This window comes from Paenibacillus sp. FSL K6-1096 (assembly GCF_037977055.1).
GTDB lineage: Bacteria > Bacillota > Bacilli > Paenibacillales > Paenibacillaceae > Paenibacillus_AQ.
The window spans coordinates 4,320,864-4,347,796 of sequence record NZ_CP150274.1; the positions used below are offsets into that span (position 1 = coordinate 4,320,864).

The window sequence follows — 26,933 nt, forward strand, 5'->3', positions numbered from 1 at the left end:
GGCGTTAGGTTTGAGAATAAAGTCAGCGATGCTGGTACTGCTATCGGTGCTGCTGCTGGCCTGCCTGTGTTCAAGGCCGGCGGAGGCCGCACCGTATGACGGGTATACCTATTCTTACTGGGGCGAGGCGGTGAGGTCGCCGATTGCTTATCTTCCTTCGCGGGCGATCACGGGGCTGGAAGCCGGAACGGGCGCCTGGACCGCCCCGGGCGACCTGTTCGTCTCCCCGGAGGGGCTGCTCTATGTGCTCGATTCCGGGAACGGGCGGATTGTCGTGCTGGATCAGGAGTGGACCACTGTCCGGGTCATTGCAGGCTTCCGCAACGGAGGCAAGGACGAGCGCTTCAACAACCCGGAGGGCCTGTTCGTTACGAAGGAAGGCCGGATCTATGTGGCGGACACCGAGAACCGGCGGCTGGTGGAGCTGGATAGCGCCGGACGCTTCATCCGGGAGATTGGAGCGCCGAAGGCGGACGTGATCGGCGACAATTTTGAATATTTTCCCCGCAAGGTGATCGTAGACAAGGCCGGGCGTATCTACGTCGTCGGCAGGGGGGTCTATGAAGGGCTGATCGAATTCGACAACGACGGGCAATTCACGGGCTTCATGGGCACCAACCGGGTGCAGTTCGATCCGGTGGATCTCTTCTGGAAGTCGGTCTCCACCAAGGAGCAGCGGGAGAAGATGGTGCAGTTCATTCCGCTGGAATTCAACAACGCCGATGCTGATGAGGACGGCTTCATCTACACCACGACGGTGGACAAAAAAACCTTCTCCCCGGTCAAACGGCTGAATCCCTCCGGCATCGACGTGCTGAGAGTGAACGGGGAGACCGCGCCAATCGGCGACCTGAGCCTGGAGCGTTCGGCCTTCGTCGATATTGATGTGGTGCCAAGCGGTGTCTACCGGACGCTGGATGCTACGCGCGGGCGGATCTTCACCTACAATGAGGACGGCAATCTGCTGTATGTGATCGGCCAATTGGGCAGTCAGCTCGGCACGTTCAAGAACCCGGCGGCGGTGGAGAGCTATGGCAACGCTATTTATGTGCTGGACCGCGATCTGGGGAGAATTACCGAGTTCAAGGTTACCCGGTTCGGCAGCATGGTGAATGAAGCCAACCAGCTGTACAGCTCCGGCAAGCATAACGAAGCCGCCAGGCTGTGGCAGGAGGTGCTGAAGCTGGATGCCAACTATGAGATGGCCTATGTGGGCATCGGCAAGTCGCTGCTGCGCCAGGGCGAATACAAAGAGGCTATGAAGTACCTGAAGCTCGGTAATGACCGGGAATATTATTCCAAGGCGCTGGGCAAATACCGGCGGGAGTATATGCGTGAGCATTTCAGTGTCTATATGACCGGAATCATTGTTGTGCTGCTGGGGGGCGCTGCGGCGGTCCGCCTGGTGAAGCGGCCAAGACAGAAGGGGGTGGTCCGGGATGCCGTTTCTTAAGGATATTAAATATTCACTGCATGTAGCAGTGCACCCCTTTGACGGATTCTGGGATCTGAAATACGAGAACAAAGGGAAGCTGCGCATGGCGGCAGGCATTCTGTTCGCACTTACCCTGACCATGATCGTGAAGCGCCAGTACGTGGGCTATGTGGTCAATTACAATCACCCGCTGGAGCTGAACAGCATCAATGAGCTGAAATATATCGTTTTCCCGTTTCTGCTCTGGTGTCTGGCCAACTGGTCGCTGACGACCCTGATGGACGGTGAGGGCAAATTCAAGGAGATCGTGATCACGACGGGCTACGCGCTGCTGCCGCTAATTCTGGTTAACATTCCCAATATTCTGCTCAGCAATATGATTACGCTGCGTGAGGCTTCCTTTTATTATCTGCTGGATTCGCTGGCTACGCTATGGTTCCTGTGGCTGCTGTTCATCGGGACAATGACGGTGCATCAGTATACGGTGCTCAAGACGATTACAACGATGCTGCTGACGCTGGCCGTGGTGGGCATCATTATTTTCCTGGGCCTGCTGTTCTTCAATCTGATCCAGCAAATTGTCAGTTTTGTCTACACCATCTATCAGGAGCTGTCCCTGCGCGGATAAGAAAGGAGGAGCCAGGCCTTGAAGAAAAAGCTAACCATCCTTGCACTGGTGCTCATGCTTGCCGGAGCAGTCGTAACACAGCCCGCCAATCTGGCGGCAGAATCCGCACCTGAAGCAGCAGCACAGCCTGATGTACAGCATACGCAGGATACCGCTGCGCAGCCGGAGCTGTCCGCAGAGCTGGAGGCCGTTCTGGAGAACGAGTATCTGACCCTGTACCTCAACCGGGCCACCACCGAGATTGCCGTCCGGGACAAGGCGGGCGGAGCGCTCTGGTATTCCAATCCGCAGGACCGCGGGGAGGATGCTGTCGCCACCGGCTACAACAAATCCCTGCTAAACGTGCAGGCGGAGCTGACCTACTATGACAGCAAGGGCAATCTGATGAGCTATGACAATTACACCCATAGTGTGCAGAGCGGCCAGTTCACGATCGAACAGACGGGGGACAGCCTTAGCATCGTGTATACGCTGGGGGAGGTTAAGAGCAGCATTGACGCCATTCCCAAGTACATCAGCGAAGAGCGGTTCCGCAGCCTGATTATGGACCGGATTGAGAGCGAGCGCGACAAGAAGGAGGTGGAGAAGCGGTTCAGATACGATGAGAAGAACAAGCGCTACGAGCGGAGAGATACATCCTTCAAGGGCGTCGGCCTCAAAAAAGTAACCGGCATCTTCGAGCAGATCGGATACGGCGAGGACCAGATTGCCATTGATAAAGCAGCCTACGGCGAAGAGGAAGGCGGGGCAGCCGTAGTGACGCTCCCGCTCGAATACCGGCTGGACGGGAAGCGCCTGCGGGTAAGCATTCCCGGCGATAAGGTGCAGTACCCGGAGACGATGCACCTCCAGACGCTGACGCTGCTTCCCTTCTTCGGGGCCAGCGGGACGGGGGATGAAGGCTACAGCCTGGTGCCGGACGGCTCCGGCTCGCTGATTCATTTCAACAATAACAAGCTGTATGCCACGCCTTACCGCACGGCTCTGTACGGACCGGATGCGGCACTCCGCCAGCTCGGGCAGGTGCAGCAGGAGGAGACGGCGCGGCTGCCGGTCTTCGGCATGAAATACAAGGACCGCGGCTTCCTCGCTGTGATTGAAGCGGGGGATGCAGTCGCTGCTGTGGAAGCGGATGTCAGCGGGCGGCTGAATGAATATAACACCGTCTTCTCCAGCTACACGCTGGGCAGTCTGGAGGAAGTGACGCTGACCAATGGCTGGCGCTCCAGCACGGTGAAGCAATTCCAGTCCAGGGTCTACTCCGGGGATATTGCGGTGACCTACAGCTTCCTGAATGAGCAGGAGGCCAGCTATTCTGGGATGGCCGGGCGTTACCGGGATTATCTGAGCGAGCATAAGCAATTGACGCGGCTGGAGGAGGACGCGGAGCTTCCGTTCTATCTGGAGCTGATCGGCGGCATACCGAAGAAGAAGTTCTTCCTGGGCATCCCTTACACGGCGTATGAGCCGCTGACCTCCTTCAAGGAGGCCCGGACCATTCTGGAGCAGATGCAGGAGCAGGGGATCGGGGGGATCAGGCTGCGCTATACCGGATGGTTCAACGGCGGCATCAGCCATAACTATCCGAAGTCCGTCTCTGTCGATAAAAAGCTTGGCGGAGCCAAGGGGCTGAAGGCGCTGCAGTCTTATGCTCAGGAGCAAGGCATCGGGCTGTATCCTGACGCCACCTTCCTGCAGAGCTTCCCGGAAGCCAAGGGCTTCAGGAAGTCCCAGGCCTCCCGGCTGATTACCGGCAAGCTGGCCCAGGTCTATCCGTACAATCTCTCTCTTCTGAAGCAGGATCTGAAGCAGCCCTCCGGTTATGTCGTCAGTCCCCGCGTGCTGCCCGCTGCGGTAGACGGCTTTCTGGCGGATTATGCCGGGCTCGGGCTGACCGGCCTGTCGCTCCGGGATTTCGGCGCTGAGCTGAATTCCGACTTCACGGACGCGAAGGTGATGGACCGCCAGCAGGCCGAGCGTGTTATCACGGAGCAGCTGGAGCGGATGAGCGGCTCCGTGCCTGAGCTGATGGTGGAGGGCGGCAATGCGTATGCGGCTCCCTTCGCCCGCCATATTGTTGCTGCGCCGATGCAGAGCAGCGGCTTCAACATCACGGATGAGAGCGTTCCCTTCCTCCAGATGGTGTATCACGGCTATCTGCAATACGCCGGAACCCCCTGGAATATGGCGGACGACCAGGACGCTGCGCTTAATCTCCTGAAGGCGCTGGAGACAGGAAGCGCGCCGTATTATACCTGGTTCTATGCCGATCCTTCTGCTATCAAAATGACCGGATTCGGTCAATTATACTCCGCCGATTACCGGAGCTGGATTGACCAGGCCGCCGGGCAATATCAGGAGCTGAGCCGCGTGCTGGGGAAGGTCCATGCCCAGCCGATCACGGAGCATATGAAGCTTGCGCCGGGTGTGTATCAGACAGTGTTTGAAGCGGGAACGGCCATTGTTGTGAATTATAATGATACGCCGGTCAGCATTGGCGGAACCACTATAGACGGGCGAAATTATTGGGTTGGAGGTGAGAAGCTGCAATGAAATTCAAGAAGCTGTCCCTGGAGCAGAAAAACAGATATTACGGGCTGTACTTCATTCTTCCCTGGTTTGCAGGCTTCTGCTTCCTGTTCCTGACGCCGCTGTTCTCCTCCCTGCGGTTCAGCCTGAGCAACCTCCAGGTTAATGATGAGGGCTTCACGCTGAAGTATATCGGGCTGGCCAATTACCGCGAGGCCTTGTTCTCACATGAGTCCTATGTCCGCACCCTGACGGAATCGGTGCTGGATATTGTGCTGAACACCCCGCTGATTCTGATCTTCAGCCTGTTTTTTGCGGTGCTGCTCAATCAGAAGTTCCATGGCCGGGTGCTGGCCCGAGCAATCTTCTTCCTGCCGGTTATCCTGGCCTCGGGGATTATCGCGAGCATTGAGAACGGCGATCTGATGCAGTCGGTCGTGCGTAGCGCGAATGATACGACAGGCGGAGGCCTGTCGGTCATCAAGAACCTGGAGCTGACCACGATGCTGATTGAATCGGGGATGAGCGTTACGGTGGTCGAATATTTGACCGGGGCGGTCAGCCGGATCTATGAGATCGTCAGCCAGTCGGGGGTGCAGATTCTGATTTTCCTGGCCGGACTCCAGTCTATTTCCCCTTCATTGTATGAAGCGGCCAAGATTGAAGGCTCCACAGGCTACGAGGCGTTCTGGAAAATCACCTTCCCGATGATCAGTCCGCTGATTCTGACGAATCTGGTCTACACCATCATCGACAGCTTTATCAGTGACCAGACCAGCCGCATGGTGGTGGATACCGCGTTCAAGAGCTTCAACTTCGGGTTGAGCGCAGCCATGTCCTGGATGTATTTTGCCATCATTGCGCTATTGTTATGGATCACGACGGCACTCATCTCGCGAAAAGTCTTCTATCAAGACTAGCGGTTGGAAGGAGGAGCTATATGAAGACGGAAACCGCAGCAATGCCGCACCGTTCCGCCAAAGAGCGGCTGCACCGGCTGGCATCAAGCGCCTATTGGACCGAATTTACGAAGAAATGGCTATGGGTCATCGCCCGTTTCGTTCTGGTCTTCGGCATCTCGTTTGTTATTCTGTACCCGATTCTGCTGAAGCTGTCGATTGCGTTCAAGAGCATGGACGATCTGTATGATTCCACGGTGATCTGGATTCCGCAGGCCTTCACACTGGAGAACTTCAGACTGGTGTTCACTGCGATGAATTACCCGGCCGTCCTGCGCAATACCCTGCTGCTGTCGTCTGCGGTCATGGTGCTGCAGACCATCATTTGCGTCCTGGCCGGCTACGGCTTCGCCCGGATCAGGTTCAGGGGGAGCGGGCTGCTGTTCGCTTGTGTGATCTTTACGATTCTGGTCCCCTCGCAGACGATTATGATTCCGCTGTACCTGCATTTCAAGAACTTCGACCTGCTGGGCCTGCTGAAGCTGTTCACGGGCAATCCGGTGAATCTGATTAATACGTATTGGCCGTTTATCATCTCTGCGGTGCTCGGGATGGGCGTCAAAACCGGCCTGTATGTCTACATCTTCCGCCAGTTCTTCCGGGGCATTCCCCGGGAGATCGAGGAGGCGGCTTATGTGGACGGGGCGGGATACTTCGCTACCTTCGCCCGCGTGATTCTGCCCAATGCCATCCCGTCCATGGTGACTGTGATGCTGTTCTCCTTCGTCTGGCAGTGGAACGATTCATTCTTCACCAATATGTATCTGAACGAGCCGAAGGTGATGTCCTCGATGATGTCATCGGCCGGCTACGGCATTGCCACGTACATGACCGGCGGCGGCCAGGCGGCCAACTCGCTTGTCCAGGACCCGTTCTTCATGTCCATGATGATGAACACCAGCGTGCTGATGGCCATCCTGCCGCTGATTATCCTCTATGTCTTCGTCCAGCGGCATTTCGTGGAGAGTGTGGAACGGTCCGGTCTGGTCGGTTAGGAGGAGATCATGCGAAGCAAGCGATTAATGGTTACCGTTGGCGTTATAGTGTCGGCTGCGGTTGTCCTTGGCCTGATTGGCAGTAACACCAGTACCAAGAAAGAGGAGGAACCCCCTGTGCAGCACCAGAACCCGCCGGATGCAGCGGTGAAGATAGACGGCAACATCCGCTATCAGACCATCGATAACTTTGGCGCATCCGATGCCTGGTCCATGGACCCCCTGGGGAAATATTGGACCGAAGAGAATAAGAACAAGGTGGCCGATCTGCTCTTCTCGCGGGACACCGGCATCGGGCTGTCGGCCTGGCGCTTCAATATCGGCGCGGGCTCGGCGGAGACCGATCAGGCCATTATTCCCGATCCGTGGAGAAGAACGGAAGCGTTCAAAATGATGGAGGACGGCCCCTACAACTGGAGCAGGCAGGCCGGGCAGCAGTGGTTCCTGAAGGCAGCCAAGGAGCGCGGAGTGGAGTCGCTGATTGCCTTCGTCAACAGCCCGCCGGTCTGGATGACCAAGAACGGCCATGCCCAGCCCGATCCTGATGTCGGCTCCAGCAATTTGAAGGAAGGTGCTGAAGCGGACTTCGCAGCGTTCCTGATTGATGTCCTCCGGCACTTCAAGGAGGAGGGGCTGGAGTTCGATTATATCAGTCCCGTCAACGAGCCGACCTGGGACTGGAATCTGGCCCAGCAGGAAGCCAGCCGGTACAATAACGAGGATCTGAAGCGTGTGATCCTGGAGCTGCACCGTAAGCTCCGCAGCAGCGGCCTGGAGACGCAGATCAGCGCCCCGGACGGGGTGGAGATTACTTCCCTGCTGGATGACGAACACTTCCGGGAGTTCGCGGGCAGCGGCGTCTACTCCAGCGGAGCGAACAGCCTGGGTCTCGGCAAGTACCGGGAGTATATCAAGGAGCTGCTCGGTGATCCTGAGCTGAAGGAGGCCGTAGGGAACAAAATCGCCTCGCATTCCTACTGGTCCGACTACAGCCATTCCGGCGATGACCGGCTGGTGAAGCTGAGAAGACTGCTCGATCGCAACCTGAAGCAATACGACCCGCAGGCCAAGTACTGGGTCACCGAATACTGCATTATGGGCGACTATGGCCCGGGACGGGATCTGGGAATGGAGCCGGCCCTGCAGGTGGCGCGGACAATCCATTATGATCTGACAGAGGCTAATGCAGCCGCCTGGCAGTGGTGGACCGCCGTATCCAAGGTGGATTACAAGGACGGCCTGATCTACACTGACTTCAATCAGGCCGGAGACGAGCAGAATATTCTGACCTCGAAGATCCTGTGGTCGCTGGGCAATTACAGCCGGTTCATCCGTCCCGGCGCGGAGCGGATTGCGCTCACCGGGCTGAGCCAGGAGGCCGGAAGCGACCTGCTCGGCTCAGCATACTGGCATGAGGCTGAGCAGAGTATGGCGGCAGTGCTGGTGAATGACAGCACTGAGGACCGGCGCGTGCAGCTCACGCTAAGCGGGCTGGGACTGAAGGCGGCGTCGCTGAAGTCCTATGTAACCAGCGCGCAGCTTGATCTGGCGCGCGGAGCGGATGCGGCTGCGAGCGGTGACCAGGTGTTCGAGGCGGCCATTCCCGCCAAGTCGGTGGTCACGCTGGTGGCAGGCGGGCCGGATGGCGGCGGGGAAGCCTCCGCCTCCAGGCAGGAGCAGGCAGCCCAGCCGGCTCAGGCGGCCCGAGTGGCCCAAGTGGGGGAGCTTCCGTCTCCGGAGGCGTATGCCGGTTATCTGTTCAGCTATTTCACAGGTGAAGGCACAGAGGACGGCGAACAGGTCTATTTCGCGCTCAGCGAAGGCAACGACCCGCTGCACTGGAAGGAGCTGAACGGAGGCCGTCCTGTGCTGACCTCCACACTGGGGGCCAAGGGAGTACGGGACCCGTTCATTCTCCGCTCGCCGGAGGGGGACCGGTTCTATCTGATCGCCACCGATCTGAAGATCAACGGCAACTGGGACTGGGGCGCTGCCCAGACGCAGGGCAGCCGGGCGGTTATCGTGTGGGAATCGGATAATCTCGTGGACTGGTCAGAGCCGAGGGAGGCACTGGTCTCGCCTGCGGAAGCAGGCAATACCTGGGCTCCTGAGGTCATCTATGACCCCGGGGGCGGGGAATACTTCCTCTTCTGGGCGTCACGGATGTACGCCGATGCGGGCCATAGCGGAGATGCCTATCAGAAGATCATGTATAGTAAGACGCGGGATTTCCGTACTTTTACGGAGCCGGAGATCTATATGGACTACGGGTATTCAGTGATCGATACCACGATGGCAGCCTATAACGGGAAGATCTACAGATTCACCAAAGATGAACGCGAGCAGGGAGCGGAGGCCCCTTTTGGCAAAATGGTGTTCCAGGAGTCGCTGGATTCCATATTTGCGCCCGCCGTGAAGCGGCTGAGTGACAGTGTAGGGGGAGTGAAGGGCATTGAGGGCCCGACCCTGTTCAAGTCCAACACGGAGGAGAAGTGGTACCTGTTCGTGGATGAGTTCGGGGGAAGAGGGTACATCCCGCTGGAGACGGATGATCTCGATTCCGGCGAGTGGCGTGTTGCTGCGGACTACAGCCTGCCGGCCAGTCCCCGGCACGGAACGGTAATTCCCGTGACTCAGCGTGAGTATGACGCGCTCTCTGCCGCATACACGCGGTAGTACTATAACAAAAAAACAGGTTCACCGCTGCCTTAGGGCAAGAGGTGAACCTGTTTGCTTAGAACAGCCGGTCCGGCTGAGTGTGCTTACTCTTACTTAGCGCTGTCGTAACGCTTGCCGACTTCTTCCCAGTTCACTACGTTCCAGAACGCCTTGATATAGTCAGGACGTTTGTTCTGGTAGTTCAGGTAGTAGGCATGCTCCCATACATCGAGGCCGAGAATTGGAGTTGCGCCTTCGCTGATCGGGTTGTCCTGGTTAGGAGTGCTGGTGATTGCCAGCTTGCCGTCCTTCACCACGAGCCAAGCCCAGCCGCTGCCGAAACGGGTAGTTGCTGCAGTAGCGAAATCTTCCTTGAATTTGTCGAAGCCGCCCAGCTCGCTGTCAATAGCTGCTGCCAGTGCGCCGGTTGGTGCACCGCCGCCGTTCGGTCCGATGACTTCCCAGAACAGAGTGTGGTTGGCATGTCCGCCGCCGTTGTTGCGGACCGCAGTGCGGATCGCTTCCGGTACAGCGTTCAGATCCTTCAGCAGATCTTCGATGCTTTTGCTTTGCAGTTCGGGTGCCTTTTCCAGTGCGGCGTTCAGGTTCGTCACATAAGTGTTATGGTGCCTGTCATGATGAATCTCCATCGTCAGAGCATCGATGTGTGGTTCAAGCGCGTTGTTCGGGTACGGAAGTGCCGGTAATTGAAATGCCATGGAAAAATCCCTCCTGAGTGTGTGTTGGATTTGAACATGATAGTGCCTACCGGTTATGTAACCGGTGAGATATTCTTATTAAAACGTATCTGGAACAATAATGCAACACTAAACAAACATAAGTGTTTGAAAAGTGTTTGCGGCCCTGAAGATCGCATAAATTGTTATGGCTGTGTAAACGCGGAGTACCCCGGCGGCAGGACTTTAAGACTGCTTTTATAACCTAAAATATGTTAAATATGAGAGTTAATTTAATGAAAACGCTTCATATCAAGCGCTTTCAAAAGAAAAGTGATGATATCGCGAGAAATATGTGCTTTAATAGATTTAAAAGCAGGTATTCCTCGGTTTTTGATGCTTTTTTCCACTTTATACTGTTATGGAAACCCCTTCTTTTTGTTAAATTCTAAGCCAAAGGGAGACTTTTACGCATGCACGTTCGTTCCTTTCAATTAAGCGACGTTACTCCAGTGACAGAATTGCTGCAGACCGCATTATCGGAAGAATGTTTCGAGAGCACGATCGAGCCCTTCTCCAGGCAGCTTTCATGGGATTCCGATCTCATTGTAGTTGCAGAGGACGACGGGGAAATCATCGGTGCGCTGATTGGTACGATTGAGAAGAATCACGGCTGTTATTTCCGCATTGCTGTCCATCCTGATTACCGCCGCAGAGGAGTCGGCAGAAGTCTTGTAACAGCGATGGAGAACAGATTTCAGGCACGCAAGGTCAGCGGAATCTTCGTTGCTGTTGACGAGCATAATTCGTTTGCGATGCCGCTGTATGAAGCGATGGGTTATAACGAGAACCAGGTCTTCAAATCCGTGCGCAAGCTAAGCATTGTCGGGTAACTATAGCGAACCGGCACTGTAAGCGGAACCAAGTGTAGAGTAGAGAACAATGACAGGAGATGCCTCCCGGCAGAGGACATTCCTGCATAATCTGTTTCATTATACTAAAGCATATCTTCCCTGTGTCCATTGCAAATGGGCGGGAGATATGCTTTTCTATTGTTATGGATCTGATAACCTAATGGAAGCAAGTAGGTGGCCTATGAACCCTGAGCTTGAAGAAGTATTCATGCGGAGCCGCAAGCAGAGATACAGATCTGTGACTCACCGCAAGTCCGGTCAACGGGCCGGAAGCCAATGGGTGAAAGAGCTGCGGGATTGGCTCGTCATAGCGGGCATAGTCTTCGCAATTATGTCTCTGCTTAATATGTATGTGTTCAATGTGTCTACCGTTATCGGCAAGTCTATGCAGCCTACCCTGTATGAGGGAGAGAAGCTGATTATCAATAAAATCTCCTTAAGCTTCGGCAGCCCGGGCCGCGGGGAGATTGTCGTTCTGCATGACCCCAGCACCGGACCGGACCGCAAGGAGTATCTGGTGAAGCGCATTATCGGTATCCCCGGCGATATTGTCGAGGTGAAGGACCGGCAGCTCTACGTCAACGGCAAGCAGGTGGAGGAGCCCTACACGGATACCACCATTCAAGATCCTGATTTCAGCGCGCTGACGGTGCAGGAGGGGACCTACTTCGTGATGGGGGATAACCGCCATGCCGGCGCGAGCAAGGACAGCCGTTATTTCGGTGCGGTAGCCAAGGGCAGCATCGTGGGCAAAGTCTCGCTGATCTGGTGGCCCTTCTCCAAGCTGAGAACCTTCTAGAGCGTTGACGTATCTATTTCATCCACATAAAGGAGAGCGGAAATGAAACTGCATTCACAGGCCTCTTATGCTCCGCCCCCTTCACGGTGGGAGGAGCTGAAGGCTGACATTAAGGCGGCCGCTTCAGACCTCGGTATTGATGATATCGGGTTCGCTACAGCGGAGCCGTTTTTATATTTGAAGAATATTCTTCAGCAGCACCGGGACAAAGGCTACGAATCCGGCTTCGAGGAGCCGGATCTGGATAAGCGGACCGTGCCGGCGCTGCCGTCCGGAGAGCAGCCGCTCTCGATTATTGCGATTGCCGTCGCCTACCCCTCCAAGCTGGAGGACCCGCCGAAGTCGGAGCCGGGCGCGCGCAGAGGCATCCTGGCCCGGGCCTCCTGGGGCCAGGATTATCACCATGTCCTCCGCGAGGCATTGGCGAAGCTGGAGAGCTTCATCCGGGAGCGTGTCCCGGATGCTGTGCTGGAGAGCATGGTTGATACGGGAGCGCTGGTGGACCGGGCTGTGGCGGAGCGAGCCGGAATCGGCTTCAGCGCCAAGAATTGCGCGATTATCTCCCCCAAGTGGGGATCGTGGATCTATCTGGGGGAGATGGTGACGAATCTCCCGCTGCCGCCGGACCAGCCTGTCGAGGCGGGCTGCGGCGACTGCACGAAATGTATCGACGCCTGCCCTACCGGAGCCTTGGTCGGTCCCGGACAGCTTAACGCCCAAGCCTGCATCTCCTATCTGACGCAGACCAAGGGGTTCCTGAGCGAGGAGTATATGACCAAGATCGGCAACCGGCTCTACGGCTGCGACACCTGCCAGATTGTCTGCCCGCATAACCGGGGCAAGAACTGGAACCACCGCCCGCAGCTTCAGCCTGATCCTGAGATCGTCAAGCCGCTGCTGCTGCCGATTCTGGACCTCAGCAACCGCGGGTTCAAGGAGAAGTTCGGCAACAGCTCGGCGGCGTGGCGCGGCAAGAAGCCGATTCAGCGCAATGCGGTCATTGCGCTCGGCAATTTCAAGGAGGCTGCTGCGGTGCCGAAGCTGACCGAGATTGTGCTGCGGGAGCCGCGCCCGGAGATGCGCGGGACTGCCGCCTGGGCGCTTAGCCGCATCGGCGGCAGCGAGGCCCTGGCCGCCGTTGAACAGGCGCTCACCAAGGAAGAGGACGCTACCGTCCGGGAGATGCTGGAACGCGCGCTGAACAAGCTACTGGAGCAGAAGGCAGCCGGGCCGGAATGAGCTGGAGTAAGCCGGACGGAAGCCGTAATTACCAATTGCTGTCCAGTTGTTGAAATGCTATGATAGATTCGCGTGCCTTCATCAGGGCATGTCCAGACACTAGAGTACAAAGGTGGATTACAGATGAATATTGCTTTGCCTATTATTACACTTGTTGTGGGTCTGATCGGCGGTTTCTTCATCGGCGTATACTATCTGCGCAGACAGATGACCAATATGCAGAATGATCCTGAGATGCTGCAGAAGGTTGCCAAGCAAATGGGTTATAACCTGAACGGGAAGCAGATGCAGCGTGCCCAGCAGATGATGCGTAACGGCAATCAGCCGGGGCGTGCGCCGGCGGCATCCAAGGGAGCAGCCCGCAAGAAGAAATAAGCGGAACAGTGAAATAGAATTAGAGCCAGTTGCAGTGCGGAAGGGGGAGATGTCATGGGGGGACTCAAGGAATACTTGAACGGGAAGGTAGCTGCGAACCGCGAGCAGATTGAATACCATGTTCAGAAGATATTAGAACTGGTCGGTGAAGATACCGGCCGTGAGGGCTTATTGGAGACACCGGCCAGAGTGACGCGGATGTATGAGGAGATCTTCGGCGGATATTCGGTTGATCCGCGCGAAGCGCTGGGCGTAACCTTTGACGAGTCGCATGAAGAGCTTGTGATCGTGAAGGATATTGTCTACTACAGCCAGTGTGAGCATCACATGGCTCCTTTCTTCGGCAAAGTGCATATCGGCTATGTGCCCAGCGGCCGTATCGCCGGGCTCAGCAAGCTGGCCCGGCTCGTTGAAGCCGTCAGCCGCCGGCTCCAGGTACAGGAGCGGATTACCGCCCAGATCGCCGACATTATGACAGAGGTGCTGAACCCGCACGGCGTCATGGTCGTGGTCGAAGGCGAGCATCTGTGCATGTGCGCCCGCGGCGTGAAGAAGCCGGGCAGCAAGACCGTAACGATGGCTACCCGCGGAACCTTCCGCGAGGATGCCGCCGCCCGGGCCGAATTCCTGGCCCTGATCAAGGAGTAGGAATGGATAAGCCCGCCTGCCACTTCATTGTGGCGGCGGGCTTTTTTGCGCGAAGGAGATGCGCGGACGGAATACGCCTATGCCTGTAACAGCAATTTAGGGAATTGCTGCAAGAAGTGCAACAATGCTGCCCAACAGAAGCGGTCTGGGCGGAAATCCTGCACGAAATGCAACAAAGCCAGCGTTCATTTGCGCTAAATACCGAAGTTCCTGCAAATGATGCAACAATCCGCCGCAGCCAGTAACATTTTTATAGAAAATCCTGCTAAAAGTGTAACAATGCTGCTCCATACCAGCGGCTGGTGAGAGCGAAGACGTCCAGAATTGGCCGGAAATAGGTGGGACGGCGAAAAACCGAATACAATGTAGTGACGCGTTGAGGTGCATGGGCCAAATGTGTGCGAAAAAGCGAATACAATGTGACGCGCTGAGGTGCACGGGCCGGATGTATGCGAAAAACCGAATACAATGTGACGCGCTGAGGTGCACGGGCCGGATGTATGCGAAAAACCGAACACAATGAGCCGCGCTGAGGTGCACGGGCCGAATGTGTGCGAAAAACCGAATACAATGTGACGCGCTGAGTTGCGCGGGCCGAATGTGTGCGAAAAACCGAATACAATGAGCCGCGCTGAGGTGCGCGGGCCGGATGTATGCGAAAAACCGAATACAATGAGCTGCACTGAGGTGCATGGGCCGAATGTGTGCGAAAAACCGAACACAATGTGACGCGCTGAGGTGCACGGGCCGGATGTATGCGAAAAACCGAACACAATGAGCCGCGCTGAGGTGCACGGGCCGAATGTGTGCGAAAAACCGAATACAATGAGCCGCACACGGGGCGGACTGTTATTCAGCGCAACAGCGAAACACTCAGAACGGCTGCCAGACCAGCTTGCGGGCGGCGCTGTAGCGCTCGGCGACGTAAGGCCAGTTCACGACCTTCCACCAGTCCTGGATATAATCGGCCCGGTTGTTCTGATGCTTAAGGTAGTAGGCATGTTCCCAGACATCCAGCGCCAGCAGCGGCACCACATCCCACTGGGACAGGTTCTGATGCTTCTCGGCGGTCAGAATCTCCAGCCGGCGGCTGCGCGGGCTCCAGACCAGCAGGGCCCATCCGCCGCCCTCCACTTTGTTGGCGGCCTCGGTGAACTGGGCCTTGAAGGCATCATAGCTGCCGAAGCTGCGTTCAATGGCATCGAGCAGTGATCCGGTCGGGCGGCCGCCGCCCTGCGGAGACATGACATTCCAGAAGATCGTGTGCAGGTAATGCCCCGCCCCGTTGAAGGCAAGCTCCCGCTCCCAATGCTTGACCAGATCATAGTTGTTACTCATGCGCGCTTCTTCCAGCTTCTTTTCCGCTTTGTTGAGTCCGTCCACATAGCTCTGGTGGTGCTTGTCATGGTGAATCCTCATGGTCTTCTCATCAATATACGGCTCCAGGGCATTGTAGGCATACGGCAGCGGGGGAAGGGTGTGGCCGCCGATAGGGACCATCCCTGCCTCGCGCGATTCCCATACCGGGATCGTAAACGTCCCTGTCCCTTGAAGGCTATCTTCAGCCGGAGCCGGGGCGGCAGATTCAATCTGCTTCTGCGGATTCATGCGCATCATCCCGGACCCGTAATCCGCAGGAGTCATCTCCGCAAGCACGGCCAGGAAATATTCGGACTCCCGGATAAAGTGCGCGATGGTGATTCCGGCCAGAGGGAAGGCGTTGACGGCGGCGCTGGCCTCCTTCATGGCCTTCAGATGGCGGATGAATTCAGCCGACTGGTCGCAGGCAGTGTGGACCAGCAGCTCCGTCTCGGCCGCCTGGCTTCCCGGAGCTCCGGGGCCCGGAGCCTGCGGAAGGGCAAGCAGGCTTCTTGCAGCCTGTTCCGTCGCCAGGAAGACCACGGCCCAATCCTGCAGCAGCTTCACATACGGCTCCTCCAGGCCCGGAATCATCTGGATCAGCACCTCGGCATGTTCCTTCTCCTGGTTCTTCCAGAAGGCGATCTCTCCCAGAATCTGCACTGGCAGCGGTGTGACATATACATATGGCATAACCTCTTGTCCTCCCGTCCTTAAGTTCCAACGCTTCATTTATATGCCGGAGAGGGACGGCTTATGAGACTGGCTTGACAAGTATACTGCTGTGTAAGCAGGCGCACCCGGCTGAGCATAAAAAATAAGCATGTACAGAATGTATCCGGGGATACAATCGCACATGCTTAGAGTAGAGAAGCTTATTTGCTTGCTGTGGAGCTGCCGCCTGCCCCGCTGATGGAGGCAAGCTGCACATTGCCGAGGAACTCCGAGACCCGGCGCAGATATTCGCGCGGATGCTCGCGGAACAGCAGCTCATGATGGCTGCCTTCCACGATCCAGGAATCCGAGTACGGATTGCTCTGGTTGGCGGCCAGCTCTTCGGCAATGGGATAAGGCGCCTTGTCGTCCTTCGTGCCGTGCATGAACAGCACCGGGAACGGATAATCCTTCGCCTTGACCTTGGAATAAGGGATCTGATTCAGTCCTGTGCCGTTCAGCACCGGGAAGAGCATCTCCATAATCTCCAGCGAAGGCTGGCGGGGAAGATTGATATTCTGCTTGATGTTATGGTACAGTGTGTCCGGTTCCAGCAGGAACGTGCTGTCCAGAATCATCGCATCCACATCCTTGGACACCAGCCCGGCCTGCAGGGCAGTGCCTGCTCCCATCGAGAAGCCCCAGACGACAATCTGGTCAGCCCCTTCGTTCTTGGCGAACTCGATCGCTCCAAGCAGCTGCTGGGATTCTTTTTTGCCGCCGGTGGCGATATCCCTGTCAGTCTTGGAGGCGAAGCCGTAATCGAACATCACGACATTGAATCTCAGGCTATGCGCATAATGGGCCAGATCGTACATAGGCACCCAGCTCTCCTCGCGGTTGGCGCCGTAGCCGTGGCTGAAGATGATAGTCTTCGTTGCCCCTTTGGATGGAATATACCATCCCTCCATCATGCGGCTGCCGTCCTTCGCCGGAAAGGTGATGTCCTCGTAAGCCAGACCTTTGGCCTCATAAGGGTTGGAGTAGAGAGGCGCTACCGTCGGATTCGAGAGCACCCAGGCGATATAGCCGTGCAAGGCGATGAAGCAGAAGACGAAAAAGAAGAACACGGACAACAGCAAGGCTACCACGATATGCTTGAAGCGTATCATCCGCAGGGAGATTATAGGGGCTGAGGCAGGTTTGTCCTCGTCGTGATTAGGGATACGGGAGACCGGTGCACCGTGGTGACTAGTTGCCAGATTCATAAGGTCCCCTCCTATAGGTTAGTTACATGAATAGTTCATATATTTAATCGTAAAATTATGCCCTTACAAAGTCAATAAAATCGCCTTTTTTGTAATGTAACTGTAAACTGGGGCCCGGCTATATAGGCTGATGAATATACTGGACTTTTTTTAGGCATATGCACTAAGATAGAACTATCATAATAATAATGTAACCGGGTTTCAATAGGTGAAACATATGAAGGGGAGATCGGGTTGGAAGACCGAAAACTGACCGTACGCGCCGTAGAACGTGCGCTGGATATCCTGCTGTGCTTCACTCAGGATCATGATTATGACCTGAGTCTGACGGAAATCTCCGCCAAGATCGGCCTGCACAAAAGCACGGTGCACCGTCTGCTGACCACGCTGGAGGAGAAGGGCTTCCTGCAGCGGGATGAGGGGACGGACAAATACCGCCTGGGCATCCGCATCTGGGAGCTGTCCACGCATCTGCCGACGCTGAATGAACCGGCGGCGCTGCTGCTACCGGCTATGGAGCGGCTGCGTGACCGTCTCGGGGAGACGGTCAGCCTGTATCTGCGCGACAACCTGGAGCGCGTGCGCATCCAGGCGGTGCAGAGCCGCCAGGCGATCCGCCGGGTGGCGCAGATCGGCGCGCGCCTGCCGCTCTCTGTAGGGGCATCCAGCAAGGTGCTGGCCGCCTATGCGCCGCCTGAGGTGCAGGTGCGGCTGCTGGCCGACCCGTCCTGGCCGGAGACGGTGGAGCGGAGCCAGTACCTTGAGCAGCTGAAGGAGGTCACCCGCCGCGGATACGCGACCAGCTTCGAGGAGCGCGAGCCGGGGGCGGCTGCCGTGGCTGTGCCGATTGCCGGCCGTTCCGGCGGAGTGGTGGCAGCGCTGTCGGTGTCGGGACCGGTCAGCCGGCTGTCGCGGGAGACGCTGGAGGAATATGCTGTAATTCTGACAGAAGCTGCTGCCGAAATGGGACTGATGATGGGCTAACCGGCTTGCACAATTCATTGTATATCTAGTCAAAATGAACTATCATTAATCGTATTACTTCTTAAGTTATTGAAGCAACAACAGGAATCCAGAGCATGAGGTGAGGGGATGAAGGCTGGTATACCCAATTCACTGATGGGAGAAATTCAAGAGCTCCAGGATACGTTTGGCGATGTCACAGGCCAGGCTATTGTGCTTACGGATCAGGCGGGAAATGTAGTTACCCGCCCAACGCTTTCCGGAATATTCTATCAGAAGTTGTTCATGTCTTTACAGGAGGCAGAGCGGCCGTTCGAGCCTGCACTGCTGCGATTAGGACCCTTGGCGCATCCTGCCGTCCTTGAAGAATGGGTCCCCGGCTTGAAATATGTGGTTCATCCGCTGGTACCAGATTACGGCCAGACCTACTATCTGTGGTCCGGCCTGTATATGGAGGAGGGTACCCAGGAGCTGGTGCTGCAGGCGTTCGAGGCCAAGATGCGCAAACACCCCGATTATGAGGGGCTGCGGGCTGAAGTAGCAGCGATGACGGAGCTGGACCGGGATGGAATCAGCAGGATCAGAGGGAAGCTTGCTGTGCTTGGCAATATTCTCTCCAAGCTGCTGGCTGGCGCTGTGCTCAAGCCGATGGCCCAGCGGAGCGGGCAGGTGATTTCGCAGCTGTTAACCAATCTGGAGGAGGATTTCCTGCAGATTGAGGTCGTGCTGCAGCATATGGCGGGTTCGCCATCCGGTGCGGAGATGTACGCCTTTGCCCAGGAGGGAGAGGCCGGCCGGTTCAAGGTGGGCTATTCCGCAGGCAGAGAGGCGCCTCTGCTCATGAATGCCGAATTCCAGCAGGGGGACGGCTTCCTGGGACAGGCGGTCCTCGGCAGTGAGCCGCGGCATTGGCAGAATGTGAACAAGGACCCGAGAACAGTATTCTTCACCCAGCGCGGAATCTCGCAGCCGGAGTATTTGTCATGTTATCCGGTGAAGATTCACAGCGGCCGGAGGGCGCTGCTCCTGGCTGTAGGCTTCAGCGGTACACGGCAGATCCAGGACTCTGCCCAGCATGAGCAGAATGTGGCAGCGCTGCTGTCTCTGTCACTGCGCGGGGAGCGGCTGGTGCAGCGCGAAGCGCTCCGCAGCGAAGCCACCCTGCGGCTGAAGGAGGCGGCCAGACAGCTGCCGCAGACAGCTTCCCTTCAGGAACTGGCCGTAAGGCTGCTGGATATGATTATGGGAATGCCTTTCTCGCCTTCTTCAGTCCTTGTGTATTTCGAGGCGTTACCGGAGGACACCCATTACTCCAAGGGGTGGAGACCGGACGAGGCCGTGCAGTATGTCCAGGATCTCCGTAGCCGCTACTCCGTACAATCCTTTCTCTCCTCCACGATTATTAACGGAGAGGCGGAGGGGCAGGTCCTGCTGGAATGTCCGCTCATGGCCGGGAAGATGTTCAAGGGCATCCTGTCGGTCGGCTTCAGGCACCGCAGTGAAGCTGAGGTCTGGCTGCCCTTCGCCGGCTGCCTGGCCAGCCTGGCAGGCACCGCAATTGTCCTGATTGAGAAGGATAACCAGCTCACGAAGCAGGCTGAGGTATTCCTGGAGCATACCCGTCATTATCTGCATATTAGTAACCCGGAGCTGCACCGCCAGTCGGAGGAGGCTGCCTCCATGGCATATGAGCTGGCGCGTTATACCGGTCTGCCGGAGAAGGAGAGCGGGCAGATGAGAACAGCCGGCCTGCTGGCTCCGTTCAGTCTGGATTACCTGCTGGGATACGGATTCTACCAGGAAGAGATCGCTCTCTTGAAGCAGGTAGACCAGTTCGCCTCGTTCTACTTCGAGATCAATAAGCCTGCTGTGTCTGTTCCGGCCCAGCTGCTGGCGCTGGTGCTTCACCATGCAGGCCAGAGCGCGGATAAGGAGCAGCTGCAGGACTCCGATCCGGTCTGGTTAGACCCCTCCCGCTTCCTGCTGGATAACTATATGGTGGGAGAGGTGTACAGCGAGCCGCGTGCTGCTTTCCAATCCTTCCTGCGCAGCCGTGCGGATGTCCAGTCGGCGAGAAGGAACGTATCGGCGGTGAAGCTCCTGAACAGCGCAGCGCTGAAGACGCCGAAGGAGGAATGGGGCATCTCGCCGCGTGAGGAAGAGGTGCTGGAATTAATCATTCAGGGCAAGACCAACAAGGAGATTGCCAGCAGCTTATTTATCAGCGAGCATACCGTCAAGAATCATCTCAGCCGCATCTTCAGCAAAATGGACGTCACTGACCGTTCCCAGATCATCGCGCTGGTCTACAAACGAATATTCGACTCCGAGCGTATTGAGATCCCCTGACTTCAGGGGACAGGCCGTCTGGCCCGCCATACCGGAGCAGGAAGCTGAACGGTCCCCTTTCACTGGAAAGGGGATTTTTTTTAGTCATCATCGAAGTTAAAGCCCCACTTTGAGAGGGGATTTTGTGTTGCCAGTCTGCATACTCTATGTTATTATTACAAGTGATAATGATTATCAATATCATATATAAATACATAGGGGGATTAATTTGCGATACAATAGAAAAAGTCTTGTCCTGTTGGTCTTCAGTCTGGTTATGGCCCTGCTGCTTGCAGCCTGCGGCCAGTCGAATAACTCTGGAGGGGGCTCCGGTTCGGCAGCCAATGCAGCTGCCCCTGCAGCTTCTGCAACTCCTGCTGCAACACCGGCCGCAGCTTCTGATGACGCAAAGATGGTCACCTTCCAGGATGGCGCCGGCGAGGTCCAGGTGCCTAAGAACCCGCAGCGAATCGTGGACACTACAGCCTTTTACACGGGCTATCTCCTGGCGCTGGGTGTGAAGCCGGTAGGGGTCATGGAGGGAACGAAGTCCAGTCCATACCTTGCAGACATGCTTACTGACGCGGAAACGCTGGGTAATGATGTCACTCCAGAGAATATTTTGGCTCTGGACCCTGACCTGATTATTGTGTACACCGGCACGGAAGGCATCGACAAGCTGAAGGAAATCGCGCCTGTGGTACAGATTACATATGGCGCTAAGAATTATAAGGATCAGATGCTTGACTACGGCAAGCTTGTGAACAAGAATGAGGAAGCCAAGGCCTGGATTGAGCAGTGGGAGGCCCGGATTGCTGAGCTGAAGCCGCAGGTGCAGGCTGCTGTCGGCAATAAGACCGTATCCATCCTGAACCCGTATGCCAAGGGGCTGTATGTATTCGGCCATAACTACGGGCGGGGCGGCGAAATTCTCTATGGGGAGTTCGGCCTGAAGGCCCCGGCTGAAGCGCAGAAGGAAGCGATTGACAGCGGAACCGGCTGGGCGTCCATCTCGCTGGAGAAGCTGCCGGACTTTGCCGGCGACATTATCTTCACCTGCCCATGGTCGGGAGATACCTCAGACCCGAAGATTGTGTATGACAATCCGCTGTGGAAGGGCCTTCCGGCGGTTAAGGCAGGGAATGTCTTCCAGCTTAATCCTGCTGCAGATACCCTCAATGATCCAATCTCCCTGGAGAAGCAGCTCGATTTCATTACAACAAGCCTCTTGTCGGTAAAATAAGATATTGCTGCACCCAAAAAAGCTGCGCGGGATCAGGATGAACTCTGATTCCGGCGCAGCTTTTTGTAATATAGGCAACGCTATTCAGGCAGGCTTATTCCACCGGCAGAGCCGATTCCGAAGCGGTCGCATCGGCCAGCATCTGGCGAAGTACGGTCTGCAGAATGCCGCCGTTGCGGTAGTAATCGATGTCCACGCTGCTGTCCAGACGGGCAACGACCGGGAACTCAAACCGGGTGCCGTCTTCACGGGTCGCGGTAACCGTCAGCTCCTGTCCGGGCTGTACGTTATTATCAAGACCGGTGATGTCGAAGGTCTCGCGTCCGGTCAGTCCCATGCTGCTCCAGCCATGGCCTTCCTGGAACTGCAGCGGCAGCACGCCCATACCGACGAGATTGCTGCGGTGAATCCGCTCGAAGCTCTCGGCGATAACCGCCTTAACTCCCAGCAGAAGTGTTCCCTTGGCTGCCCAGTCACGCGAGCTGCCGGTGCCGTATTCCTTACCGGCGATGACAATCAGATTCTGACCGGCAGACTGGTACAGCATGGAGGCATCATAGATGGACATAACCTCATCGCTCGGCAGGAAGGTAGTTACGCCGCCTTCTGTGCCCGGAGCTACTGCATTGCGGATACGGATGTTGGCGAACGTACCGCGCATCATCACCTCATGATTCCCGCGGCGTGAGCCGTAGGAGTTGAAGTCGGCGCGTTCCACGCCATGGCCCCGAAGGTATTCTCCGGCCGGACCAGAGGTAGAGATGTTCCCGGCCGGTGAGATATGGTCTGTAGTGACCGAATCGCCAAGCAGGGCAAGCACACGGGAGCTCTTGATGTCCTTAATGTCGTTCACGCCGTCTGCCAGATGCTCGAAGAATGGCGGATTCTGAATGTAGGTGGAGTTGCTGTCCCATTCATACAGCTCGCCTTCCGGTACAGGAATGTTATTCCAGCGTTCATTGGCTGTGAATACATTCTCGTATTTGCGGCGGAACATTTCCGGGCTCAGAGAGAGTCCGATCGCTTCACGGATCTCGGCGGATGTCGGCCAGATGTCAGCCAGGAAGACAGGCTCGCCCTGCGGGTCATAGCCCAGCGGGTCGGTCTTCAGGTCAATGTTCACTGTGCCGGCAAGGGCATAAGCAACCACCAGCGGGGGGGAAGCCAGGTAGTTGGCTTTGACCTGGGCATGGACTCGGCCCTCAAAGTTACGGTTCCCGGATATTACAGCTGCAACCGTCATATCATGTTCTGAAATGGCTTCGCTGACTTCATCCGGCAGCGGGCCGGAGTTGCCGATACAGGTGGCGCAGCCGTAGCCGGCCAGATAGAAGCCTAGCGCCTCCAGCGGCTTCAGCAAATCGGCCTTCTGCAGATACTCTGTCACCACCAGCGAGCCGGGGGTCAGACTGCTTTTGACATAGCCGGGTTTGGTCAGGCCGCGCTCAACAGCCTTCTTCGCCAGCAGGCCCGCGCCCAGCATAACGCTCGGATTAGAGGTATTCGTGCAGCTTGTGATCGCTGCAATGACAACCGCTCCGGTGCTCAGCTTGCTGGTGGTGCCGTTCTTATGCTGCACTTCTACGGTTTCAGCAATCTTCTCATCGCTGAGGCCGTACCCTCCCTTATCTACAGGTGTACGGATAATACCGTTGAAGTTCTCCTTCATATGGGTCAGCTCCACCCGGTCCTGCGGACGCTTCGGTCCGGCAAGGCTCGGAACCACAGACGCCAGATCCAGCTCAATTGTATCCGTGAACACAGGGTCCGGGGTATCTGCGGTGCGGAACATGCCCTGCGCCTTGTAATAGTCGCCGACCAGCTCCACCAGCTCATCCGGGCGTCCGGTGCTGCGCAGATAGGCCAGCGTCTCGTCATCCACCGGGAAGAAGCCGATCGTTGCACCGTACTCCGGTGCCATGTTGGCTACGGTAGCACGGTCCGCCAGGCTGATGTTAGCCAGTCCCGGCCCGTAGAATTCGACAAACTTGCCGACGACGCCCTTCTTGCGCAGCATCTCGGTTACGGTGAGGGCTAGGTCGGTCGCCGTAGCGCCCTCGATCAGGCTGCCGGTCAGCTTGAAGCCGATGACATCCGGGGTGACGAAATAGAGCGGCTGTCCCAGCATGCCTGCCTCTGCTTCAATCCCGCCGACGCCCCAGCCGACGACGCCAAGGCCGTTGATCATGGTCGTGTGGGAGTCCGTTCCGACAAGCGAATCCGGGTAGACCACAGTCTCGCCGTCAATGGTCTTGGTGGCTGCTACAGAGGCCAGATATTCCAGGTTCACCTGATGCACAATCCCTGTAGCCGGCGGCACCGCACGGAAGTTATTGAAGGCGGTCTGCGCCCAGCGCAGGAAGCGGTAGCGCTCCTCGTTGCGCTCGAATTCCACGTTCATATTATAATCCAGCGCATCGGCTGTTCCGAACGCATCGACCATAACGGAATGGTCAATAACCAGGTCAACCGGCACGAGCGGATTAATCTTCTTCGGGTCGCCGCCTGCCTTCTTGACGGTGTCGCGCATGGCCGCCAGATCGACCACGACAGGCACGCCAGTGAAGTCCTGCAGGACAATCCGGGCAGGAATGAACGGAATTTCCTTATTGCGGTCAATGCCGCCAGACCAGTTGGCCAGCTGCTTCACATGCTCTTCAGTAATCGCCCGTCCGTCGTACTGGCGGACAGCCGCCTCAAGCAGCACCTTGATGGAGAAAGGCAGGGAGGAAATATCACCTGCGCCTTGCTCTTCCAGCGAATTCAAATGATAGTAGCGATAGTTCTTGCCGCCTGATGTCAGATTCTTGGCCAGTGAGAAATGATCCTTGCTTGGCATATATGCGCCTCCTCGTTTCATCTGATGAAACTACATTTCATAATTCCTGTACTTTTAAGTATAACGTTTACAAGGGGGGGAGTAAAGTTTTTTTTGCTGCAGGATGTGAGGTTTGCCGCAGCAGAAATTGGCACAGGACTGCTCCTCCGCAGAGTTAAATCGCCTTCGTGCTGTATAGGTGCAGGAAATCCTTCATATATATAGGACAGCAGCCAAAACGGCAACGAAAGGGCGGAGTATGAAATGGAGCAGCAATGGAAAAAAAGTCTCTATGTCTATGTGGATCAGCTGAACAAGGGGCGGGTTGCCCCCGGGTCTGAGCCGCGGCATACCACCATCAGAGACCCGCGGTTCGTGGAAGAGCAGCAGGCGCGCTCCCGGCGGATCGCCCAGTGGTACAGACGGCGGGGCATTACTCCGCTGCGAGGGGAGACCGGAGTCAGGACCGTACGTACCGTGCGGCAGAATCCGGCCGAGGTCGTTGCCGATGTGGCGCTGCACAGCGCCTTCTATTATGAGAAGGGCGGAATGACGCACCGTGAGGATGTGGTGGAGTCCGAGCGCCTGACCTTCGTGCGCGAGAAGGGCGGGTGGGAGATTGTGACTGTGGAGCACCGTGTTCCGGAGCGCAGCGGAATCCGCAAATTGGTGGAGAGTGACCCGGCGGTCCGCCTCTCGCAGTGGGGAGAGGTGCTGCCTGTTCCGCGCCCGTCCCAGCCGCTGCTGAACCGCCGTGTCCTGGGCGGAGCCGGACGGGAGAGTGCAGTGCGCTACCGCCGGGAGGAGGCCGCTGCGTATGCCGACCGCTGGTGGAAGGACGGGAATCCGGAGTTCGAGATTTTTGAGGTGGACTGCACGAATTATGTCTCCCAATGTCTCTTTGCAGGGGGAGCGCCTATCCACTATACTGGTAAAAGAGAAACGGGCTGGTGGTACAAGGGCTATAACGGTACCCAGGAATGGTGGAGCTTCAGCTGGGCGGTCTCGGACAGCCTGCAGCGCTATTTAAGCGGAAGCCGCCAGAGCGGCCTGCGCGCCGAGCTTGTTGAGCGTCCCGACCAGCTTCAGCTGGGCGATGTCATCCAGTATGACTGGGACGGCAACGGACATTACCAGCACAGCACGATTGTCACTGCTTTTGATGCAGGCGGTATGCCTTTGGTGAATGCCCGGACAGTCAGCAGCCGCCACCGCTACTGGGACTACAAGGATTCCTATGCCTGGACGGACCGGACGGCTTATCGTTTTTTTCATATTAATGACTACTTATAATTCGGAAAGAGGTTAGGGCATGGGAAACGCTAAGACTACCGTAGGACTGGTGTACGGCGGCAAATCCGGGGAGCATGAGGTATCGCTGCAGACGGCTTTTGCGGTTATGAACGCTTTTGACTACGATAAATATGAGATTATTCCGTTCTATATATCCAAGCGGGGCGTCTGGAAGGTGGGCACTGTGCTTACGGCTCCCTTCACCGCCATCGAGCAGCTTAAGCTCACTGAAGCGTCGGGAGATATGGGGACCGCACTGGGCGCAGTGTTCAGCGGGCTGAGCGGCGGCGAGGCGGTCATTGATGTGATGTTCCCGCTGCTGCATGGCACGAACGGAGAGGACGGCACCATTCAGGGGCTGTTCGAGATGGCGAATATCCCGTACATTGGCGCAGGCGTGCTGGCATCCTCGGCGGGCATGGATAAGGTGGTCATGAAGAAGCTGTTCGGCGAGGCGGGGCTGGAGCAGTGTGAGTACTGTTACTTCAATGCGGCGAACTGGAAGCAGCGCAGCCACGAGCTGATTGTCGGCATAGAGGATAAGCTGGGCTATCCGGTGTTCGTCAAGCCGGCCAACCTGGGCTCCAGCGTGGGTATCTCCAAGGCCTCGGACAAAGAAAGCCTGATCAAGGCGGTGGATTATGCCTTCCGATATGATACCAAGGTTATTATTGAGGAGTTCATCGATGCCCGTGAGGTGGAGGTTGCGGTGCTGGGCAATGAAGAGCCGGAAGCCTCGGTTCCGGGTGAAATTGTCTCTTCCGGTGAATATTATGATTATGCGGCCAAGTATACCGACGGCAAATCGCAGATGCTGATCCCGGCTCCTGTCGATCCCGAGGTGGCTGACCATCTGCGTGAATCGGCGATTCTGGCCTTCAAGGCGATTGAGGGCAGCGGGATTACCCGGGCCGACTTCTTCCTGCGCAAGTCTGACGGCAAGATTCTGATTAATGAAGTGAACACGATGCCGGGCTTCACCCCGTTCAGCATGTATCCGCTGCTGTGGCGCGAGACCGGCGTATCCTACCGGGCGCTGCTGGACCGCATGATCGGGCTTGCGCTGGAGCGTTACCGGTTCAGACAGGGACTCAAATACGATAACGAATAAAACATGTTGATCGGCGGGAGCATTCCGGCCGGGAAGGAGA

Annotated in this window: 19 protein-coding genes and 1 pseudogene; 16 read left to right on the forward strand and 4 right to left on the reverse strand. The window is 56.8% G+C overall.

Annotated elements, in window-relative coordinates; all coding sequences use genetic code 11:
* Positions 1-10 precede the first annotated feature (10 nt).
* Genes MHI24_RS19275 through MHI24_RS19300 form a run of 6 tightly spaced genes read left to right on the forward strand, consistent with a single transcriptional unit; the run spans position 11 to position 9,222 of the window.
* Positions 11-1,453, forward strand: coding sequence for a gluconolactonase (locus tag MHI24_RS19275; RefSeq protein WP_340021143.1), 1,443 nt, complete (start codon positions 11-13; stop codon positions 1,451-1,453).
* Positions 1,440-2,063, forward strand: a complete 624-nt coding sequence (locus tag MHI24_RS19280; protein WP_340021144.1) for a Yip1 family protein — start codon at positions 1,440-1,442, stop codon at positions 2,061-2,063. The genes MHI24_RS19275 and MHI24_RS19280 overlap by 14 nt, the downstream gene beginning before the upstream one ends.
* 18 nt (positions 2,064-2,081) lie before the next feature.
* Positions 2,082-4,616: a DUF5696 domain-containing protein gene (locus MHI24_RS19285; protein ID WP_340021145.1), complete on the forward strand. Its 2,535-nt coding sequence runs from the start codon at positions 2,082-2,084 to the stop codon at positions 4,614-4,616.
* On the forward strand, positions 4,613-5,512 hold the full coding sequence (locus MHI24_RS19290; RefSeq protein ID WP_340021146.1) for a sugar ABC transporter permease: 900 nt from the start codon (positions 4,613-4,615) through the stop codon (positions 5,510-5,512). Before MHI24_RS19285 ends, MHI24_RS19290 begins: the two co-directional genes overlap by 4 nt.
* Before the next feature lie 20 nt (positions 5,513-5,532).
* Positions 5,533-6,546 carry a carbohydrate ABC transporter permease gene (locus MHI24_RS19295; protein WP_340021147.1) on the forward strand — a complete coding sequence of 338 codons (1,014 nt, stop codon included), beginning with the start codon at positions 5,533-5,535 and terminating at the stop codon, positions 6,544-6,546.
* Between the two features lie 9 nt (positions 6,547-6,555).
* Entirely contained in the window at positions 6,556-9,222 is a 2,667-nt protein-coding gene (locus MHI24_RS19300) for a glycoside hydrolase (RefSeq protein WP_340021148.1), read from the forward strand.
* 92 nt (positions 9,223-9,314) lie between these two features.
* Here the strand turns inward: MHI24_RS19300 and MHI24_RS19305 are convergent, their stop codons facing one another.
* Positions 9,315-9,923, reverse strand: a complete 609-nt coding sequence (locus tag MHI24_RS19305) for a superoxide dismutase (RefSeq protein WP_340021149.1) — start codon at positions 9,921-9,923, stop codon at positions 9,315-9,317.
* Between the two features lie 431 nt (positions 9,924-10,354).
* On the opposite strand from MHI24_RS19305, the gene MHI24_RS19310 reads away from it, so the two are divergent.
* From MHI24_RS19310 to folE, 5 genes and pseudogenes are all read left to right on the forward strand, one after another.
* Entirely contained in the window at positions 10,355-10,774 is a 420-nt protein-coding gene (locus MHI24_RS19310) for a GNAT family N-acetyltransferase (RefSeq protein ID WP_340021150.1), read from the forward strand.
* Positions 10,775-10,976: 202 nt separating this feature from the next.
* Positions 10,977-11,594 (forward strand): signal peptidase I, encoded by a 618-nt coding sequence (lepB, locus tag MHI24_RS19315; protein ID WP_340021151.1) that lies wholly within the window; start codon positions 10,977-10,979, stop codon positions 11,592-11,594.
* A 42-nt stretch (positions 11,595-11,636) separates the two neighbouring features.
* Positions 11,637-12,821: pseudogene (queG, locus tag MHI24_RS19320) on the forward strand (tRNA epoxyqueuosine(34) reductase QueG); the annotation flags it as partial.
* Between the two features lie 135 nt (positions 12,822-12,956).
* Positions 12,957-13,208 (forward strand): YneF family protein, encoded by a 252-nt coding sequence (locus tag MHI24_RS19325; RefSeq protein ID WP_340021152.1) that lies wholly within the window; start codon positions 12,957-12,959, stop codon positions 13,206-13,208.
* 54 nt (positions 13,209-13,262) lie between these two features.
* Complete coding sequence (folE, locus tag MHI24_RS19330) at positions 13,263-13,856, forward strand: GTP cyclohydrolase I FolE (protein WP_340021153.1); 594 nt, start codon at positions 13,263-13,265, stop codon at positions 13,854-13,856.
* An 873-nt stretch (positions 13,857-14,729) separates the two neighbouring features.
* Here the strand turns inward: folE and MHI24_RS19335 are convergent.
* Entirely contained in the window at positions 14,730-15,908 is a 1,179-nt protein-coding gene (locus MHI24_RS19335) for a Fe-Mn family superoxide dismutase (RefSeq protein WP_340021154.1), read from the reverse strand.
* A gap of 182 nt (positions 15,909-16,090) precedes the next feature.
* Positions 16,091-17,137, reverse strand: coding sequence for an alpha/beta fold hydrolase (locus MHI24_RS19340; RefSeq protein WP_340021155.1), 1,047 nt, complete (start codon positions 17,135-17,137; stop codon positions 16,091-16,093).
* Positions 17,138-17,371: 234 nt separating this feature from the next.
* On the opposite strand from MHI24_RS19340, the gene MHI24_RS19345 reads away from it, so the two are divergent.
* The 3 genes from MHI24_RS19345 to MHI24_RS19355 all read left to right on the forward strand — a co-directional run bounded on the left by MHI24_RS19345 (position 17,372) and on the right by MHI24_RS19355 (position 21,671).
* Entirely contained in the window at positions 17,372-18,121 is a 750-nt protein-coding gene (locus MHI24_RS19345; RefSeq protein ID WP_340021156.1) for an IclR family transcriptional regulator, read from the forward strand.
* 108 nt (positions 18,122-18,229) lie between these two features.
* Complete coding sequence (locus MHI24_RS19350; RefSeq protein ID WP_340021157.1) at positions 18,230-20,449, forward strand: LuxR C-terminal-related transcriptional regulator; 2,220 nt, start codon at positions 18,230-18,232, stop codon at positions 20,447-20,449.
* Positions 20,450-20,657: 208 nt separating this feature from the next.
* Positions 20,658-21,671 (forward strand): ABC transporter substrate-binding protein, encoded by a 1,014-nt coding sequence (locus tag MHI24_RS19355; protein WP_340021158.1) that lies wholly within the window; start codon positions 20,658-20,660, stop codon positions 21,669-21,671.
* A gap of 94 nt (positions 21,672-21,765) precedes the next feature.
* Here the strand turns inward: MHI24_RS19355 and acnA are convergent, their stop codons facing one another.
* On the reverse strand, positions 21,766-24,510 hold the full coding sequence (gene acnA, locus MHI24_RS19360; protein WP_340021159.1) for an aconitate hydratase AcnA: 2,745 nt from the start codon (positions 24,508-24,510) through the stop codon (positions 21,766-21,768).
* A gap of 243 nt (positions 24,511-24,753) precedes the next feature.
* Between acnA and MHI24_RS19365 the strand changes: the two genes are divergently transcribed.
* Positions 24,754-25,782: an amidase domain-containing protein gene (locus MHI24_RS19365; protein ID WP_340021160.1), complete on the forward strand. Its 1,029-nt coding sequence runs from the start codon at positions 24,754-24,756 to the stop codon at positions 25,780-25,782.
* Positions 25,783-25,801: 19 nt separating this feature from the next.
* The gene (locus MHI24_RS19370; protein WP_340021161.1) at positions 25,802-26,893 is read left to right on the forward strand and encodes a D-alanine--D-alanine ligase; all 1,092 of its coding nucleotides are present in this window, start codon (positions 25,802-25,804) and stop codon (positions 26,891-26,893) included.
* The last annotated feature ends 40 nt before the right edge of the window (positions 26,894-26,933 follow it).

Excerpts from the sequence above, each read along its gene's own strand:
- MHI24_RS19280 (WP_340021144.1), top strand. The coding sequence starts at position 1,440 with ATGCCGTTTCTTAAGGATATTAAATATTCACTGCATGTAGCAGTGCAC.
- MHI24_RS19290 (WP_340021146.1), top strand. The coding sequence starts at position 4,613 with ATGAAATTCAAGAAGCTGTCCCTGGAGCAGAAAAACAGATATTACGGG.
- MHI24_RS19295 (WP_340021147.1), top strand. The coding sequence starts at position 5,533 with ATGAAGACGGAAACCGCAGCAATGCCGCACCGTTCCGCCAAAGAGCGG.
- MHI24_RS19300 (WP_340021148.1), top strand. The coding sequence starts at position 6,556 with ATGCGAAGCAAGCGATTAATGGTTACCGTTGGCGTTATAGTGTCGGCT.
- MHI24_RS19305 (WP_340021149.1), bottom strand. The coding sequence starts at position 9,923 with ATGGCATTTCAATTACCGGCACTTCCGTACCCGAACAACGCGCTTGAA.
- MHI24_RS19310 (WP_340021150.1), top strand. The coding sequence starts at position 10,355 with ATGCACGTTCGTTCCTTTCAATTAAGCGACGTTACTCCAGTGACAGAA.
- lepB (WP_340021151.1), top strand. The coding sequence starts at position 10,977 with ATGAACCCTGAGCTTGAAGAAGTATTCATGCGGAGCCGCAAGCAGAGA.
- MHI24_RS19325 (WP_340021152.1), top strand. The coding sequence starts at position 12,957 with ATGAATATTGCTTTGCCTATTATTACACTTGTTGTGGGTCTGATCGGC.
- folE (WP_340021153.1), top strand. The coding sequence starts at position 13,263 with ATGGGGGGACTCAAGGAATACTTGAACGGGAAGGTAGCTGCGAACCGC.
- MHI24_RS19335 (WP_340021154.1), bottom strand. The coding sequence starts at position 15,908 with ATGCCATATGTATATGTCACACCGCTGCCAGTGCAGATTCTGGGAGAG.
- MHI24_RS19340 (WP_340021155.1), bottom strand. The coding sequence starts at position 17,137 with ATGAATCTGGCAACTAGTCACCACGGTGCACCGGTCTCCCGTATCCCT.
- MHI24_RS19350 (WP_340021157.1), top strand. The coding sequence starts at position 18,230 with ATGAAGGCTGGTATACCCAATTCACTGATGGGAGAAATTCAAGAGCTC.
- acnA (WP_340021159.1), bottom strand. The coding sequence starts at position 24,510 with ATGCCAAGCAAGGATCATTTCTCACTGGCCAAGAATCTGACATCAGGC.
- MHI24_RS19365 (WP_340021160.1), top strand. The coding sequence starts at position 24,754 with ATGGAGCAGCAATGGAAAAAAAGTCTCTATGTCTATGTGGATCAGCTG.
- MHI24_RS19370 (WP_340021161.1), top strand. The coding sequence starts at position 25,802 with ATGGGAAACGCTAAGACTACCGTAGGACTGGTGTACGGCGGCAAATCC.